Origin of the sequence: Haloterrigena gelatinilytica, assembly GCF_013342145.1 — an archaeon.
Taxonomy (GTDB): Archaea; Halobacteriota; Halobacteria; order Halobacteriales; family Natrialbaceae; genus Haloterrigena; species Haloterrigena gelatinilytica.
Genome location: NZ_JABUQZ010000001.1, coordinates 2,200,467 through 2,216,314 on the forward strand (window position 1 = coordinate 2,200,467; position 15,848 = coordinate 2,216,314).

Consider the following 15,848-nt stretch of genomic DNA (forward strand, 5'->3'; position numbering starts at 1 on the left):
TTCATTCGACCGTTACGCTCTTCGCGAGGTTTCGCGGCTTGTCGATCGGTCGATCGAGCAGGGCGGCGGCGTGGTAGGAGACCAGTTGCAACTGGACGTTCGCGAGCAGCCCGGCCCAGACGGGGTGCGTATCTGGAATCGACAGCTGCCAGTCGGCGGCGTCGGCGAGCGGATGGTCGTCCGGCGCCACCGCGATGATCGGCGCGCCGCGCGTCCTGGCCTCGATCGCGTTCGTCTTCGTCTTCTCGTCGTCGCCGCCGGTCGCGACCGCGAATAGGGGCGTCTCCGGCGTCACGAGCGCCAGCGGCCCGTGTTTGAGCTCGCCCGAGGCGAACCCCTCGGCGTGCTCGTAGGTGATCTCCTTGAACTTCAGCGCGCCTTCGAGAGCCACCGAGTGGCCCAGTCCGTTGCCGATGAAGAAGTACGAGTCGCTGTCGAAGTATTCCCGAGCGAGGGACTCGGCGTTCGTCGTCTCGAGGACGGTTTCGACGTGCTCGGGGAGATCCTCGAGCGCCTCGAGCATCGCCTCGCGGTCGTCGACCGGCGTCGCGGTCGGTACGTCGGCGGCGATGCGCTGGGTGAGCAACGCGAGCGTCACCGCCTGCGAGGAGAACGTCTTCGTCGCGGCGACGCCGACCTCCGGCCCGGCTCGGATGTAGATCGCGTCGTCGGCCTCGCGGGCGGCCGTCGAGCCGACGACGTTGGTGACGGCCAGCGAGCGAGCGCCGCGGTCGGTCGCCTTGCGGACCGCGTCGAGCGTGTCCGCGGTCTCGCCGCTCTGGGTGACCGCGACGACGAGCGTGTTCTCGTCGACCGGACCGGCCGTCTGGTCGTACTCGCTCGCGCGGAGCACGTCGGCCCGGACGCCGGCCGAGCGCAGCAGCTGGTTCCCGTACATCGCCGCGTGATAGGAGGTGCCGCAGGCGACGAACTGGACGGTCTCGACGTCCGCGAACGTCCCCGTCGGCAGGTCCTCGAACGCGACGTTGCCGTCTTCGACGCGGCCCTCGATCGTGTTCGAGAGGGCCGTCGGCTGCGTGTCGATCTCCTTGGCCATGTAGTGATCGTACTCGCCTTTCCCCGCGTCCTCCGGGTCCCAGTCGACGGTGTCGACCGACCGCTCGACCGGCGACCCCGCGACGTCGGTGATCCGGTAGTCGTCGGGCTCGAGGACGACCAGGTCGCCGTCCTCGAGGTAGATCACCTCGTCGGTGTGCTCGAGGAACGCCGGAACGTCGCTGGCGAGGTACCACTCCTCGTCGTCGAGACCGAGGACGAGCGGCGACCCCTCCCGCGCCGCGTAGACGCGCTCCTCGCCGTCGACGATCGCGGCGATCGCGTAGCTCCCCTCGAGCGTTTCGACTGCCTCGCGAACCGCCCGCTCGGTGTCGCCGAACTGCTCGCGGTAGTCGTCGATCAGGTGAGGGATGACCTCCGTGTCGGTGTCGCTGTCGAACTCGTGGCCCCGCGCCTGGAGCTCCGCTCGGAGTTCGTCGTAGTTATCGATGACGCCGTTGTGGACGACGGCGACGTCGCCGGCCGTGTCGGTGTGCGGATGGGCGTTCTCGTCGGTCGGCGGGCCGTGGGTACTCCAGCGCGTGTGTCCGATCCCCATGTTCCCGTGGAGGCTCTGCTCGAGCGACGACTTGAGCTCGTCGACCTCCCCCGAACACTTGCGAACCTTGACACCGGAGCCGTTCTGGACGGCGATCCCCGCCGAGTCGTAGCCCCGGTACTCGAGGTTCTCGAGCCCCGATAGCAGGGTCTCGGTCGCGTCGCCGTGGCCGATGCGGGCGATGATCCCGCACATCAGCCGTTCACCTCCGCTCGAGCGGGCGTCTGACGCCGCGTCCTTCGGCCGGCCGGCCGTCGAAGCGCGAACCGGGCCGTCGGTCGGGCGGTCGTCGTGACGCGATTCGAGCCAGCAGTCTGGAGGGTCGGAGTGCGTGTCATTGTTTCCTAACACCCGGGTCCGTCCGTACCGCCGGCGGACCGGGGTCACTACTCCCTCCAACGGCCGTACGGCCCATTACTATACCACGAATAAGATACCGCTTATCGGTTGTATATGGCTGAAATCCGTTTCAGCTGTTGAAATCATAGCTGAAATGAGGTGAAATGGCGGATAAATTCCTGCATTCGTTCGGTTCCACGCGTTCGGAAATCGATTCAGGTTCGAAACTGCGACCAGATCGGGGCGATCGATCCGACGAATACGAGCAGATCAACCCGATGTCGCGAGCAACACTGATCCCCGTCTCGACCGCGGTCGCACCGCTTATCAGGGAGATAATCGCCGGCGCAGTCGCTCGAGGTCGGAGAACGCGTAGAACAACAGTCAGTGGGTCAGTCGATCCTCCCGGGTTTCCGTACGGGTTCGAGAACGGCGAGCGTCGTCGGAACGACTATACGACGGGGTTCTCCACGTCGTCTGTCTCGGTCGAGTCGTCGGTCGACGGATCGGAGAGGGTGATGACGTTCTCCCGACCGACCGACACTTTCTCGATGATCCCGTCGGCGTCCAGCTGAGAGCAGAGCCGACTGACTTTCGACTTCGACCAATCGGTTTCGTCGGCGATCCGGTGCTGACGGAGCCGACCGTCGTTGGCGACGAGCAGGCGGACGACCTCCCCCTCGTCGCTCAGCAGTACTGATGGTGTGTCAGGTGCGATATACCGATCGAACGACTGGTGATCGTCGGTGGGTGAGCGGTCCGTTCCTCGCCGTTGATCCGGTTCTGACGACCCGTTCGCGATCGCTGATCGCGACTGGAGCGCGGCCAGACTGATGTCTCGGTCGGACAACCCCTCGGCGACGCGGATCGCGACGAGGCTACTGACCAGCAAGAACAGCACCGTGATCAGGGCTACTTCCAGGGCCGACGTCCGCCCCAAGAGTGACGTCCCGGACGAGAGCACATCGTTATCGCCGACGAGAGCCGAGACGATTGCACGCGTGTCGAGTCGGTGATCCGGCGTGCGGATCGCACCGAGCCGAACTGGCGCGTGCATCGACGCGAGCGGGACGGAAACTCCGAACTGGGGCAGTGAGACCATGGGTATTCGGTTCTGTGACGGTCGGCGGTGGCCTATCGACGTTGGAACGTCAGTGGAATCTCGCCGACCGCATTGGTACGTGGTCGCTCTTCCCTCTTCATTATAGATCCGTATAAGCCCGTTTAACACCCTTCTAAGCCGCTGTCGTCGCAGTTTCCGTGAGCGGCCGTTCGTCGACGGGAAGAGGCCCAGCAAACGGGTCGCTCGTCGGATGTGACTGCTGCAATCGTTTATCTCGGCTATAGTAAACCGCCCCAGCCGTCTTGGTTCGCTCGAAGACCGAGAGCTGCACAGGTCCTGACAGCCACCGTTTCACGCAGTCGTGCAAACGGTCCAGAACCCGTCTCAATCATGACTACGACACTGAGCGACACGACGAACCGAGCGGACGAAGCACGCAGCGAGTACTCGTTCTCGGACAGCGAGGGCGCGACCGAGGAACACGCCGACGAACAGTCCAGCCGAGCGGCGACGATCTGCGTCGTCGGCCTCGGCTACGTCGGCCTTCCGCTCGCGGTCGGTTTCGCGCGGTCGGACTACCGCGTTATCGGCTACGACGTCGACGAGTCGACGGTCGAGCAGCTGCAGGCCGGCGTCGATACGACCGGCGATCTCTCTGATGAGGCGGTCCAGAACGACGACATCTCCTACACGACCGACGCCGGCCAGATCGGCGACGCGGATTACGTCATTATCGCCGTCCCGACGCCCATCGACGAGGACGATCGGCCGGACCTGAACTACGTCGAGAGCGCCGCGACCACCGTCGGCTCGAAGATGAAACCCGGGACGACGGTGATCCTCGAGTCGACCGTCTACCCGGGGACGACGCGCGAGGTTCTCGTTCCCGCACTCGAGGACGCCTCCGATCTGACCGCCGGCGAGGGATTCTTCGTCGGCTACTCGCCGGAGCGCGCGACGCCCGGTGACGAGGAACACGGCCTCGCGGACGTCGTCAAGGTCGTCGGCGCTCAGGACGAGAAGGTCCTCGAGGACGTGGCGGCGCTCTACGAGTCGGTCGTCGACGCCGGCGTCCACCGCGCGCCGTCGATCGAGGTCGCCGAGGCCAGCAAGGTCGTCGAGAACACCCAGCGTGACCTCAACATCGCCTTCGTCAACGAGCTCTCGATGGCCTTAGAGCGGATGGACGTCGACACGCAGGCGGTCCTCGAGGCCGCGGGGACGAAGTGGAACTTCCACGACTACCGGCCGGGACTGGTCGGCGGCCACTGCATTCCGGTCGATCCGTACTTCCTGGCCCACCGCTCGGCTCGCGAAGGGTTCGAACCCGAACTCGTGCGCACGAGTCGGACCGTCAACGAGTCGGTCCCCGACCACATCGCGGATCTGACGATCAAGGCGCTGAACAACTGCCACAAGACGCTTCGGGACAGTCGCGTGCTCGTCCTGGGGCTGTCGTACAAGTCGGGCGTCGGCGACATCCGGAGCTCGAAGGTCGCGGACGTCGTCGAGCGCCTCGCGGAGTACGATATCGACATCGCCGGCTTCGATCCGTTCGCGGACGAGGACGCGGTCCGCGACGCGTTCGAGCTGGACGTCCAGGAGCGTCTCTCGTTCGAGGGGTTCGACGCCGTCGTGCTCGCGACGCCGCACGCGGAGTTCGAACAACTCGACCTCGAGGCGGTGGCCTCCGAACTCGCCGAGGACCCGGCGCTGGTCGACGTGACGGGAACGTTCGACGAGGATGCGGCCTGCGAAGCGGGGTTCGTCTACCGACGGTTATGACGGCACGCTCCCACCCGACCTCGACGGGGACGAAGCGGATCATCGTAACGATCCAGCACCCGGGTCACGTCCACTTCTTCCGTCACCCCATCACGGAGCTTCGGGCTCGCGGCCACGAGGTCCACGTCTTCGCTCGCGAGAGCGACGTTGCGATCGACCTCCTCGAGGCCTACGACATCGACCACGAGGTGCTCGCCGGCGCGTCCGACTCGCTGGTCTCACTGGCCGCGGTTCAGGCGACCTACGAGGCGAAACTACTGGCCCGGGCCCGTCGGATCGATCCGGACGTGATCACGGCCATCGGCGGCGTCGCGGCCGCCCACGTCGCGTCGGTGTTGCGGACGACGAGCGTCGTCTTCTACGACACCGAGCACGCGACGCTCGTCACGAAGCTCGCCTACCCGTTCGCGGACGTGATCTGTACGCCGTCGTGCTATCGGGGGGAGATCGGCTCGAAACAGGTTCGCTACCCGGGCTACCACGAACTCGCCTACCTCCACCCCGACCGGTTCGAGCCGGATCCGACCGTCCTCGAGTCGGTCGGACTGTCGCCCGACGATCGGTTCGCCGTCGTTCGTCTCAGCAGTTGGGAGGCGTCCCACGACGTCGGCCACGGCGGGTTCGACGACCCCCGAACGGTCGTCGACCGGCTCGAGGACGCCGGCGTCGAGGTCCTGCTCTCGGCCGAGGGCGAACCGCCCGCGGAGCTCGCGGACTACACGTTCGAGACGGCCCCCGAGCGGCTACACGACCTGCTCGCGTACGCCGACGTCGTTCTGAGCGAGGGCGCGACGACCGCGGCGGAAGCCGCCGTCCTCGGCACGCCAGCGGTCTACGTCAATCCGCTCTCGCTGGGATACACGACGGAACTCGAGTCGGAGTTCGGCCTCCTGTTCGAGTACACCGGCGAGCGGCGACACGTCCGCGGGCTCGAGCAGGCCGTGTCTGTCCTCGAGGAGCCGTCCGAAACCTGGACGCAACGTCACCAGCAGTTGTTGTCGGAACGGATCGACGTGACCGAGTTCGTCGTCGACCAGCTAGAAATGCACGCGCAGACGCCCGAGCCGGGCCGCTCGACCTCCACGACGAATCCGACCGAATCATGAACGTACTCCAATTGGTCACCTCGCCGCGGCCGTTTTTCGACCATCAAGTATCGGTCCTCGAAGCGCGCGGCGTCGACTGCACGGTCTGTACCGTCCCCGGAGTAGACGATCCCGGCGGCCGATCGCCGTCGGACTACGCCCGGTTCTATCCGGCCGTCCTCTCCGAGATCCGATCGGGCGAGTACGATCTGATCCACGCGAACTACGGACTCACGACGCCGTTCGCGTTCGCCCAGCCGACTCGGCCCGTCGTGGTGAGTCTCTGGGGCACGGACCTGATGAGCGACCACTCGTGGCTCCGGTGGCTCAGTCGACGCGCGGCCCGCGGAGCCGACGCGACGATCGTTCCGAGCCAACCCATGTCCGACGCGCTCGAGACCGACCACCACGTGATCCCGTTCGGCGTCGACACCGAGCAGTTCAGGCCGATTCCACAGACGGAGGCTCGCGACCGCATCGGCTGGGAGACCGATCGACCGATCGCGCTCTTCCCGTACGACACCGAGCGCGGGGTCAAGGACTTCCCCCGAGCGCGCCGACTCGTCGAACGGGCCGACGCCGACCTCGAGTTACGTCCGGTCTGTGGCGTCGACTACGAGGAGATTCCCTACTACATGAACGCCAGCGACGTCCTCCTCGTCACGTCGAAACGCGAGAGCGGACCGATGGTCGTCAAAGAGGCAGCCGCGTGTAACCTGCCGATCGTCTCGACCGACGTCGGCTTCGTCCGCGAGACGATCGACGGCGTGGCCAACTGCGTCGTCAGCGACGACGACGACGATCTGGTCGCCGGCCTCGAGCGGGTCGCCGCCGATCGCGGGCGGTCCGACGGCCGCGACGTCATCGACGGACTGCGCCTCGAGGCGCTGGGGGACCGTCTCCACGAAGTGTACCGGCGCGTCCTCGATCGCCCCGACCGCTCGGGGCAGCCCACGGGGGTGGGCCATGGGACGTAATCCGGTCGGGCGGCTCTCGGAGCTCCGACCGCTGCGACTCGACACCGTCGCGGCGATCGGCGGGCTCCTGATCGCACTGGTGTTGTTCCCGCTGCGATTTTTCGCGTCGCAGGTCTACCTCAACACCGTTCCGGTGGTCCTCGGGACGGCGTGTATCCTGTATCTCGTCCGCCTGTATTACCAACAGCAGGCGACCGACGACGTCCGCTTGACGCTCCCGTCCCGGGTGACGATGGCACTCCCGACGGCCGTCCTCCTCGGGCTCGCGGCGCTGGTCGTTCTGACGGTCCACCAGGGCGCCCGAACGATTTCGTTTTTCGCCCTCGCGAGCGTCGTCGGGGCCCTCGTGGTCGGCCAGATCTGCTTCGCGAGCGACCGGGACTTCAACGCACGACTGCTGTTGCTCCAGATCGTTCTCTTCGCGCTGGTCGTTCGCGGCACCGCGCTGTACGCGACGCCGGGGTTCATCGGGATCGACGTCTGGACGCACATGGGACTGACCGAGCAGATCGTCTCGGAGGGGCGAGTCGGCGCGATTTCCCACGACAAGCACTACGCCTCGCCGTTCTACCATCTGCTGGTCACCGCCTCGTCGATGCTGTTCGACGTCTCGCTGCGGAGCGCGCTGTACCTCTCGCTGGGTCTCGTGATGCCGATCTCGGTGCTGCTCGTCTACGCCGGGGGGAACCTGCTCGTCTCGCAGCGATGGGCGACGCTGGCGGCGGCGCTGTACGCCCTCGCCAGCCACGTCTCGATGTGGGGGCTGCACCTCATCCCCACGAGCATGGGACTGGTCTTCTTCCTCGCGATGCTGTACGCGTTGCTCCGGGTGATGCGCATCGAGTACACGACCCGGGACTTCGCGCTGTTGCTGCTCTCGAGCGTCGCGGTGATTCTCACCCACCAGGTGTCGACGTTCATCATGCTCGTGTTGCTGCTCGCGGCGTTCGTCGCCCAGCTGGTCTTCGAGATCGGCCCGCTCGGGTTGACGCGACTCGACGCGAGCGTGTTCCGGACGAAGAAGCCGGTCAACCTCCTCGGCCTCGTCGTCTTCAACGTCGGGCTGACGATCTTCGTCTGGTCGCTGACGCCGTACCGTGACGACTCGTTCCTCGAGACCGTGCTGAGGTACTTCAGTGAAACGCTCAAGGAGAGCGCTGGCTTCCTCAACATCGCGAGCGGCTCCAGCGGAGACGCGGCCGAGGCCGAGGCCGCGGAAGCGGCGACGACGCTGCTCGACGAGCTCGTCCCCTACATCGATGAGCTCGGCTTCCTCATCCTGCTCGCGGCGACGTTCGTCGGCTGCCTGTACATCGTCCACCGGCGCCGGGCCGAACAGTCGGTGTTCACGCTGCTGCTGGCGACGGCGTTCATGCTCGTGTTCGTCATGGGCTTCCCGATGTTCGGGATCCACTCGTTCATCCCGAACCGCTGGTTCGCGTTCCTCTACGCGCCGATGGCGATCCTCGGCGCGATCGGGCTGCGGACCCTCGACCGCGGACTCGCGCCGGCGCTCGTCGTCGTCGTCCTGTTGCTGTTCACGCTCGTCTATCCGGGCGCGATGCTCTTCGCGACGGAGAGCAACATCGACAACCCGGTCTTCGAGGAGCACCACGAACAACTCGCCTACACGGAGTCGGAACTGGCTGCGGTCGGCTCGATCGGCGAGATGACCGGCGCGCCCGACGGCGACGAGATCCGACCCGACCAGCGGCTGTACACCGACCATCCGTACCAGACGCTGTTCAGCCGTACCGGGGCCTATCCGTCGACGGACATCGCGACGGTCCCAGAGGGCGGGACCGCCGATCACAACTACGCGGTCTATCGGACGACCGCCGCGAACGAGGCGGTCTACTTCAATAACGCCGACGGACAGGGTCGGATCGAACAGGCCACCGCGGACCGCCTCTGTCGTCCGGACCAGGCCACGGTGTACACGAACGGTGACGTGACGATGTGTACGCCCTCGCCGGCCACCGAGTAGGCGACCGGCGTTACCGAGACTCTCGCCGTCCCTTTTTCGATCGAACCGACATCGACGCCGCAACGGAAGCGAACGTTGGCATCTCGAGCCAAGAGGACGGACGACACCGGCCGCTCTCATCGCGATGTCGGCGGGATTCGATCGCAACGAGCACCGCAGTGTCGACCTCGAGTCCGTCCGTCTTCCGAGCCGTCGCTTTACTCGTATCCGTTCGAGGGAGCGAGTGGCGTCTCTCGGACGCGGCTACAGATACGGTTCCGGTGATCCGCTGTCTAACTCGAGTCGCGATCGATTACGCTGAGTCGCGGACTCTCGAAAGCGGAGTCCCGATCGAACCAATCGCAGCGATCGCAGCGCGGTCAGCGCTCGTCGACGACCGACGGAGAACGACTGTTTCGGCGCCAGTTCGAGGCGCCTGTTACGGCTCGAGATAGTCGTGCAGCCAGCGCCAGATTCAGCGATGGCCAGCAGCCCTTCGGACAGCCACAGCACGGTGAAGGCGATCACGAGATCGATCTGACGGAAGAGCTGCGACGTCAGTCCGTCCGTGACGAACCGGCGGGCCCTTCGGAGAGATAGATGACGACGTGGTCGAAACAGCCGCCGTAATTGGCCGGCGGCGCCGAGGCGAACGCCTGCAGGACGACCCGAACCGCGACCCCCGTTCCGGTCGCGTCGGGATCGCACACACCTGGTACTAAGTGAACGGCGTGAGCGAGCGCGAACGCACCCGCTCGCCGCCGGCTCTCAGCGCCACGACGGCCGGCGACGACGGCGAGAACGAACGAAAACAGCGGCGTGACGAACAGTAAGTGGGCGATCCCGTAGTTAGTCTTCGTGACGCCGGCCGTCCGGAACGGTGGCTTGTCGACGAGAACGGACAGCAGAGCGCCGACGACGGTACCGATCGTCCGGCGCCGACGGCGATCGGTGATCGATCACGCACGATTCATAGCGCGTACGCGACGGTGAGTACCCCCGAGGCTGCACCTACTCAACCACGACCGGGAGGTGCATCGTTCGGTAGGCGTCTCCGGCTGCGGGCTCCGACGGCGCCTCCCCCTGGTAGAGCAACACCGTGATCCGAAGATCGTCGCCGGACATCGACGGTGTAATCTCGAGCGACTGCTCACGCGTCTCGCCGTCGGCGACCGTCGCGGATGCTCGAGCGAGTTCGTCGCGGTCCGTAACGTTCACCTCGTCGCCGTCCCCCCGTTCGATTCGCTCGAGCAGGACGACCGTCGTGTAGTCGCGCTCGGCGTTCTCTTGGTTCGTGATCGATACCGTCAACGGCTCGGTCTCGCCGGCGGCGTACGTCGACTCGTACATCGTGTCGGTGTCGCCCGTGACGTTCTCGGTTTGGACCGACAGCTCGGTGAAGCCGTCGCCCTGTGGCGGGTTGGTGGCAGCGAAGCCGGCGCTCGCGAGCAGCACTACCAGTGCGATGACGATCGCGACGTTGTACGGCCGCGGATCGACTCGCTCGTAGACGTTCGGTCGCTTCCGGGAGAAGAACAGCGATCCGATCGAGAGCGACGGCGCGAACCGTCGCTCCGCCGGACACCGGTAGCGAGACACGATCGCGAGCAGCGACAGCACGACGGTCAGCGACGCAAGCCCGAGGAGCAGCGTTTCCGCGGTGATACCCCGTGGGGTAACGGACGCGAAAAGGGTGATCGTCGGAACGAGGGCGATACTAAAGACGACCGACAGGACGAACCGTTCGACCGACTCGAGTCCGCCGGTTACCAGACGCGGCGTCTCGAGTCCGCTTTTCAGCGTATCGAACGACTGGTACTCGTCGCTCGGTTCGGACGGAAACAGGATCGAGACGAACGCATACCCCGGAAAACAGAGAACCATCGGGAGTGCTATCGCAGTTCGTATCACGCCATCGACTCCGGAAATGATGCCGAACGTGAAGGCGCCGGTGAACGCGATCACCGCTGCCAGGTCGAGGAACCACCATTGACTGTCGCTCATTACCGGCGTTATTCGACCGTCGTGCGGTTTATTATCGTCCCGATAAGCCGCTTTGACCCGGTCGATCGGGTGGTTGCCACCCCCTGACCTACCAGATACAAGACAATAATTCCTCATAAGTATCTTTCGTCGGTTCTAGAACGTCCCAATCGACACAACGATAAGAAATTTAGCGTAACCCTCCAGCTATATTTACGCAATTAAATACGAGCAACAAAATAATCGTCCATTCGTGAATGGCCCGAATTGTGACCTGAATCCTGTGATATCACTGTTTTAAAATAACGTAAAAAGATCTATCCCGTCTATGAAAATAGTTAAAACGAATTCGGTTGGGAGATACGGTTTCCACCCTTTATTACACACTTCTGATTAGGGGAGATTGGCGCAATGAACGCAGCACATATCAGCTCCGAAGGAGATACTGAGGAGGAGACGGCCGACGCGGACGAGCGGTCCGCTGATGAGCGGCCCGCTGACGAGGAGGAACTCTCTAAGGACGAGATCTTCCACCTCCTGCAAAACGAACGCCGTCGTCTGGTTCTCAGGTACCTTCGCGACACTACCGAGCCCGTGCGTATGCGGGATATCGCCGAGCAGGTCGCGGCGTGGGAACACGATACGACCGTCGAGGAACTCACGTCGAAACAACGCCAGCGCGTCTACATTCCGCTCTACCAGTCTCACCTCTCGAAGCTCGACGAAGCGGGACTCATCGACTACCAGAAGAACCGCGGCATCGTCGAACGGCAACCGCGCGCGGATATGGTTGATCAGTACCTGCAGGACGCCCCCGAGACGGACTCGAACGACGGGGACGAGTCCAACGCGGGGCTGGACGATTACTACGTCGGCTCGACGGTCCTCGGCTTCGCGCTGCTGCTCGGCGCGGTGCTCGAACTACCGTTCACGACGTTCCTCTCGGGAATCGCGCTGAGCGCCTGTATCCTGCTGCTGTTTACGGTATCGACGATCAAACGACTCCTCGAGTGATATCTGGAATCGCCCCCTACTACGTACGGCGTGTTTCTCGAGCCGACTCAGACGAGCAGTACGACCGCGAGGAGCGCGACCGCCAGCCCCGACGTAACCAGTGCTGTGAGTCCCGCGAGTCGAACGAGTCTCCGGAGTCCCAGCCCGCTCGAGCCGTTCCTGTTGGCGGCGTCCGATCGGACCGTTCGGCGGTCGACGAGCCCCTGTTCCGCGTCAAACTCGACGTGGCCCGTCGCGTCGAGTTCCGGAAGGCGATACTGGTGGAGTTGCTCGTGCACGGCCGCCCACGTTTCCACTGAGGGTCGAGCCGGGTGGATCAGTTCGTCGGCGACTTCGTCGACGGTGACAGGCGTCTCCATCCCGTCCAGAACGGACAACAACTCGGTATTGGAGTCCGGGACGAACTCGGTCGCGGAGTCGGCGTTCGAGAGGTCGGTCGATGGGTCCCGGTAGATGGTGACACCCGAAACCGTCTCGGCTTCGGCGTCGCCGGGCCCGTCTTCGGACGGCTCCGACGGTGTCGCGCACAACCAAGACGGCGTCAGACGCATATTCCGCGGTAGTCTTGCGTGGTATATAAGTATTGTTACGGTTGAGCTGGGCAAACGATTTGTCGTAGGCCTAAATGAGTGGAAACGACTGTTCGAGTCGTTAAAAGTGAGGATACCAGCGGCCGAAATCTGTGCCAACAGTCAAACAGTCGCGAATTCCGGCGGGGCGAGCCACGGAAGCGACGCCTCGGACGGCGCGGTCCAGCACTCGAGCCACGTTCGGAGATCGACGAGCCGCAGCTTGTGTCTGACCGGCAGGTCGTGGACGTGCTCGAGGTCGTCCAGGTACCGCTGGTCGAACTCGTAGCGGTCGAACAGCGTCCGGCGATCGGGCCACGGCGGCTGGAACGACTCGAGAAGCGGCGTCTTCCGACGGACGAAGCGTTCGACCTCGTTGAGAATCGTTTCGTCGTGTGGCCGGTCCGGCGGTCTGTGTCGCAGGATGTCGTCGTCGACCCGCGTACAGGCCTCGAGGAACGTCTCCGTCGTGCGGTGTTCCGGCGGCGCTCGAAGGTGCCAGTCGAGTAGTTCGCGGTCGATGGCGGGAAACGACGCCACGAACTGGTCGGCCAAGTGCGTGTGAAACGGCATCGAGGGCTGGTTCGAAATCCCGACGCAGGTCAGCGCGTTCTGGACGGAGTCCGCGCGGGCGTCCTGCGCGTCGAGTTCGTCGGCGATCGCGTCCCTGACGAACGTCTCCGGATCGACGCCGAACGACGTTCGTTCGGCGAGGTCGCGACTGGCGTCTCGGCTGTAGCCGAAGGTATCGAGCAGTTCCTCGACCGGATCGGGATCGGGTTCGAGTCGACCGGTCGGAATGCGCTTGTCGAGGACGTCGACGGTCTTCTCGGCGGTGAAGTGGCCGCGAAGGAACGTATCACAGAGCAGTCCGTGATACATCGTGTCGACGGCCATCTCGTCGGCGTAGCCGGCGTGGTGGATGTGCAGTGATTCCTTGATTCCCTGCGAGTAGCGGACCTTCGATTCGTCGGGGCGGAGATACCGTTCGTCCGGCGGAAACGCCGTGTGAGCCGCCCCGTACTGGTCGGCGAGCTGACCCGCGACCTCGACTTCCCGAGCGTCCGGCGCGCCAACGGTGAAACTCCGCTCGATCTCGGGAATCCCCGTGAGAAGGACCCGCGAGTCGTAGCCCGCAGACAGGAGGAGACCTTTGGTTCCGGGTAGCATCGAACGCCGCCGAAACGCCCGCTCGAGGCGCTCGGCGAGCTCGCCGACGTAATCGAACGACTCCGAACGGTAGACGAACCGCTTGAGGGGTTCGATCGAGTCGGCCTCGAGCGCGCTGTCGATGGGCAGTCGACGCAGTTCCGAGACGGCGGTCTTCTCACCGAGGGCCACGCCGAGGTGGAGGAATTCGAGAACGCCGTCTCGATTAACCGTCGGCTCGGGGACCGTGCGCCCGACTTCGGCGGCGTCGGTTCCGAAGACGCGAGTTCCCGGCGCGTCGGTGTAAAAGCACTCGCGAGACCGGACGGGATCCGTCGCGACGAACGCGTCGCCCCTGTCGGCGTCGACGAGGGCCAGATACGACCCGTTGAGCAAGTCCAAGGCATCGCGGCCCACGTTCTTGTAGCGCTCGAGCAGCCAGCGCGCGGCGTTTGACTCGTCGCCCGGGACGTACGCTTCGCCCCAGACGACACACCGTTCGTCGCCGTCCGCGTAGCTGGCGGTCCAACCGGGCGCGCCGAGCGCGTCGTCTCTGATGCCGACGGTGACGGACGGTCCCGTCAGTACCCGATCGAATTCGTCGCTCGCTCTGTGTCGCTCGAACGTCTCTCTGTCGCCGAATACGCCGAAGAGTTCCCTGTTCATCGAAGACCACCGTCGCGACGCGCGATCGAGAGGACGGACGCCGAGTCGACCAACGACGGTCGACCGGCGGTTCGCTCGTCCACGTCGCCTCGACCGCGCACGCGGCTCTCCTCTCTTCCACCGAGACGACAATTACTATGCCATTGTTAAGGGCTAAAACGCCCGTATAGCGGCGATCTAGGCAACCGGAGATTTCGGCCTATCGGATCCATAATAATGGGCTGACTGTCGGTAACTTCGGGTCGACAATGTCACAGCAGCGACCAACCCGCCGACGAGTTCTCGCACTCTCGAGCGCAGCCGCGGCCGCCGGCCTCGCGGGATGTACCGATCAACTCAGTTCGGTCCTCGGCGGATCGGACGACGATTCGGAGGAGGAAGAGACGGACGACGAGTCGTCCGGACAGGCGGCGGCGCTGGCCGACGGCGTTCCGTCGCTCGAGACGGAGTACAACAGCCGCGAGCAGTACAGCCAGCCCGGCGAGTCGTTCGACGACTTCAGCGACCTCTCCGAGTGGGAGGTCACCCAGGGGTCGGGAAGCGCCGACCAGGAAATCGTCTTCAACGGCGACCAGAGCCTCAAACTGGAGTCGAACGGCGAGGAAAACATCGTCGCCCAACTGGACGTGTCGGACAAGGACTTCACCGATACGGACTTCTCGTTTGCGATCCGGACGACGACTCCACAAAGCATCACGATCAACCTGCGGCTGGTCGACCAGTTCGGCGGCTGGAAAGCGTACTCGCTGCGGGAGATCACCTGCCGGAGCCCGGACGTCGCCTGGTTCCGCTCGAGTCCGGGCGTCTTCTCACAGAGCGACTACGAGCCCTCGCTCGACGCCCTGGATCGCCTCGAGATTCAGGTTTTGCACACCATGGACCAGGCCGAGGTCTGGATCGACGACCTGCGGACCCACGACAAGCCCGAACAGGGGTACGTCATGCTGACCTGGGACGACGGCACCCGCGACTATTACGAGACGGCCGCGCCGATGCACGACGAGTACGGGTTCCCGGCCGTTCAGGCCCCCGTACCGCGCTGGGTCGAACGAAACGACGGTGACAGCGTAACGGTTGCGGAGCTTCAGGAACGTCAGGACGCTGGCGACCAGATCGTCGTCCACGGGACCCACAGCCCGATCCACGAACTCGACGACGAAGAGCGGATCCGGAACCGCTTCAAGCACGACAAGCAGTGGTACATCAACAAGGGGTTCGAGGGCGCAGACTACATCGTCTACCCGCACAACAGTTACGATAAGACGAGCCTCGAGATCGCGTCCGACTACCACTACTGCGGCGGCTTCAACCAGTCCGGTAATATCAACACGACCAGCGTCTACGGCTTCGACCCGCTGGCGCTACCGCGGACGATCGGCCACGACCTGGACATCGCGAAACGGTGCGTCAATCGCGCCGCCAAGCACCGCCAGTGTACGATTCTGAACTTCCACGCGTTCTCCGAACAGAACACGATGTCCGAAACCAACTACGCGGAACTGCTCGAGCACATAGACAACGCTAACGTCGAGGTTATCACGTTCGACGATCTCTGGAAGCACCGGACCGAACAGTTCTACTGAGCCCGCGTCGTTTGTTGATTCCATTCTTGCGGTAACGAACGGTTCTATCCCAGC

At 64.5% G+C, this 15,848-nt stretch carries 12 protein-coding genes; 6 read left to right on the forward strand and 6 right to left on the reverse strand.

The annotated features are described in order from the left end of the window. Nucleotide 1: 1 nt before the first annotated feature. A complete protein-coding gene (gene glmS, locus HTZ84_RS11150) occupies nucleotides 2-1,810 on the reverse strand; it encodes a glutamine--fructose-6-phosphate transaminase (isomerizing) (protein WP_174680747.1) in 1,809 nt (602 codons plus the stop codon). A gap of 595 nt (nucleotides 1,811-2,405) precedes the next feature. Further along, complete coding sequence (locus tag HTZ84_RS11155) at nucleotides 2,406-3,251, reverse strand: helix-turn-helix transcriptional regulator (protein ID WP_254611739.1); 846 nt, start codon at nucleotides 3,249-3,251, stop codon at nucleotides 2,406-2,408. Nucleotides 3,252-3,407: 156 nt separating this feature from the next. On the opposite strand from HTZ84_RS11155, the gene HTZ84_RS11160 reads away from it, so the two are divergent. The 4 genes from HTZ84_RS11160 to HTZ84_RS11175 are packed head-to-tail and all read left to right on the forward strand — an operon-like array spanning nucleotide 3,408 to nucleotide 8,851. Further along, nucleotides 3,408-4,802 carry a nucleotide sugar dehydrogenase gene (locus tag HTZ84_RS11160; RefSeq protein WP_174680748.1) on the forward strand — a complete coding sequence of 465 codons (1,395 nt, stop codon included), beginning with the start codon at nucleotides 3,408-3,410 and terminating at the stop codon, nucleotides 4,800-4,802. After that, nucleotides 4,799-5,908 carry a DUF354 domain-containing protein gene (locus HTZ84_RS11165; RefSeq protein ID WP_174680749.1) on the forward strand — a complete coding sequence of 370 codons (1,110 nt, stop codon included), beginning with the start codon at nucleotides 4,799-4,801 and terminating at the stop codon, nucleotides 5,906-5,908. The genes HTZ84_RS11160 and HTZ84_RS11165 overlap by 4 nt, the downstream gene beginning before the upstream one ends. Beyond that, entirely contained in the window at nucleotides 5,905-6,864 is a 960-nt protein-coding gene (locus tag HTZ84_RS11170; protein WP_174680750.1) for a glycosyltransferase family 4 protein, read from the forward strand. Before HTZ84_RS11165 ends, HTZ84_RS11170 begins: the two co-directional genes overlap by 4 nt. Beyond that, on the forward strand, nucleotides 6,854-8,851 hold the full coding sequence (locus HTZ84_RS11175) for a glycosyltransferase family 39 protein (RefSeq protein WP_174680751.1): 1,998 nt from the start codon (nucleotides 6,854-6,856) through the stop codon (nucleotides 8,849-8,851). Before HTZ84_RS11170 ends, HTZ84_RS11175 begins: the two co-directional genes overlap by 11 nt. Before the next feature lie 536 nt (nucleotides 8,852-9,387). Here HTZ84_RS11175 and HTZ84_RS11180 read toward each other — a convergent pair. After that, a complete protein-coding gene (locus tag HTZ84_RS11180; protein ID WP_174680752.1) occupies nucleotides 9,388-9,540 on the reverse strand; it encodes a hypothetical protein in 153 nt (50 codons plus the stop codon). A gap of 301 nt (nucleotides 9,541-9,841) precedes the next feature. Further along, entirely contained in the window at nucleotides 9,842-10,834 is a 993-nt protein-coding gene (locus HTZ84_RS11185; RefSeq protein WP_174680753.1) for a DUF1616 domain-containing protein, read from the reverse strand. A gap of 390 nt (nucleotides 10,835-11,224) precedes the next feature. On the opposite strand from HTZ84_RS11185, the gene HTZ84_RS11190 reads away from it, so the two are divergent. Next, the gene (locus tag HTZ84_RS11190; RefSeq protein WP_174680754.1) at nucleotides 11,225-11,827 is read left to right on the forward strand and encodes a DUF7344 domain-containing protein; all 603 of its coding nucleotides are present in this window, start codon (nucleotides 11,225-11,227) and stop codon (nucleotides 11,825-11,827) included. 47 nt (nucleotides 11,828-11,874) lie between these two features. Here HTZ84_RS11190 and HTZ84_RS11195 read toward each other — a convergent pair whose 3' ends face one another. Continuing rightward, nucleotides 11,875-12,378 carry a hypothetical protein gene (locus HTZ84_RS11195; protein WP_174680755.1) on the reverse strand — a complete coding sequence of 168 codons (504 nt, stop codon included), beginning with the start codon at nucleotides 12,376-12,378 and terminating at the stop codon, nucleotides 11,875-11,877. A 141-nt stretch (nucleotides 12,379-12,519) separates the two neighbouring features. After that, nucleotides 12,520-14,211, reverse strand: coding sequence for an asparagine synthetase B family protein (locus HTZ84_RS11200; RefSeq protein ID WP_174680756.1), 1,692 nt, complete (start codon nucleotides 14,209-14,211; stop codon nucleotides 12,520-12,522). A gap of 248 nt (nucleotides 14,212-14,459) precedes the next feature. Between HTZ84_RS11200 and HTZ84_RS11205 the strand changes: the two genes are divergently transcribed. Then, the gene (locus tag HTZ84_RS11205) at nucleotides 14,460-15,794 is read left to right on the forward strand and encodes a polysaccharide deacetylase family protein (RefSeq protein ID WP_174680757.1); all 1,335 of its coding nucleotides are present in this window, start codon (nucleotides 14,460-14,462) and stop codon (nucleotides 15,792-15,794) included. Nucleotides 15,795-15,848 lie beyond the last annotated feature (54 nt).

Excerpts from the sequence above, each read along its gene's own strand:
- HTZ84_RS11160 (WP_174680748.1), top strand. The coding sequence starts at position 3,408 with ATGACTACGACACTGAGCGACACGACGAACCGAGCGGACGAAGCACGC.
- HTZ84_RS11185 (WP_174680753.1), bottom strand. The coding sequence starts at position 10,834 with ATGAGCGACAGTCAATGGTGGTTCCTCGACCTGGCAGCGGTGATCGCG.
- HTZ84_RS11175 (WP_174680751.1), top strand. The coding sequence starts at position 6,854 with ATGGGACGTAATCCGGTCGGGCGGCTCTCGGAGCTCCGACCGCTGCGA.
- HTZ84_RS11190 (WP_174680754.1), top strand. The coding sequence starts at position 11,225 with ATGAACGCAGCACATATCAGCTCCGAAGGAGATACTGAGGAGGAGACG.
- HTZ84_RS11165 (WP_174680749.1), top strand. The coding sequence starts at position 4,799 with ATGACGGCACGCTCCCACCCGACCTCGACGGGGACGAAGCGGATCATC.
- HTZ84_RS11195 (WP_174680755.1), bottom strand. The coding sequence starts at position 12,378 with ATGCGTCTGACGCCGTCTTGGTTGTGCGCGACACCGTCGGAGCCGTCC.
- HTZ84_RS11205 (WP_174680757.1), top strand. The coding sequence starts at position 14,460 with ATGTCACAGCAGCGACCAACCCGCCGACGAGTTCTCGCACTCTCGAGC.
- HTZ84_RS11170 (WP_174680750.1), top strand. The coding sequence starts at position 5,905 with ATGAACGTACTCCAATTGGTCACCTCGCCGCGGCCGTTTTTCGACCAT.
- glmS (WP_174680747.1), bottom strand. The coding sequence starts at position 1,810 with ATGTGCGGGATCATCGCCCGCATCGGCCACGGCGACGCGACCGAGACC.
- HTZ84_RS11200 (WP_174680756.1), bottom strand. The coding sequence starts at position 14,211 with ATGAACAGGGAACTCTTCGGCGTATTCGGCGACAGAGAGACGTTCGAG.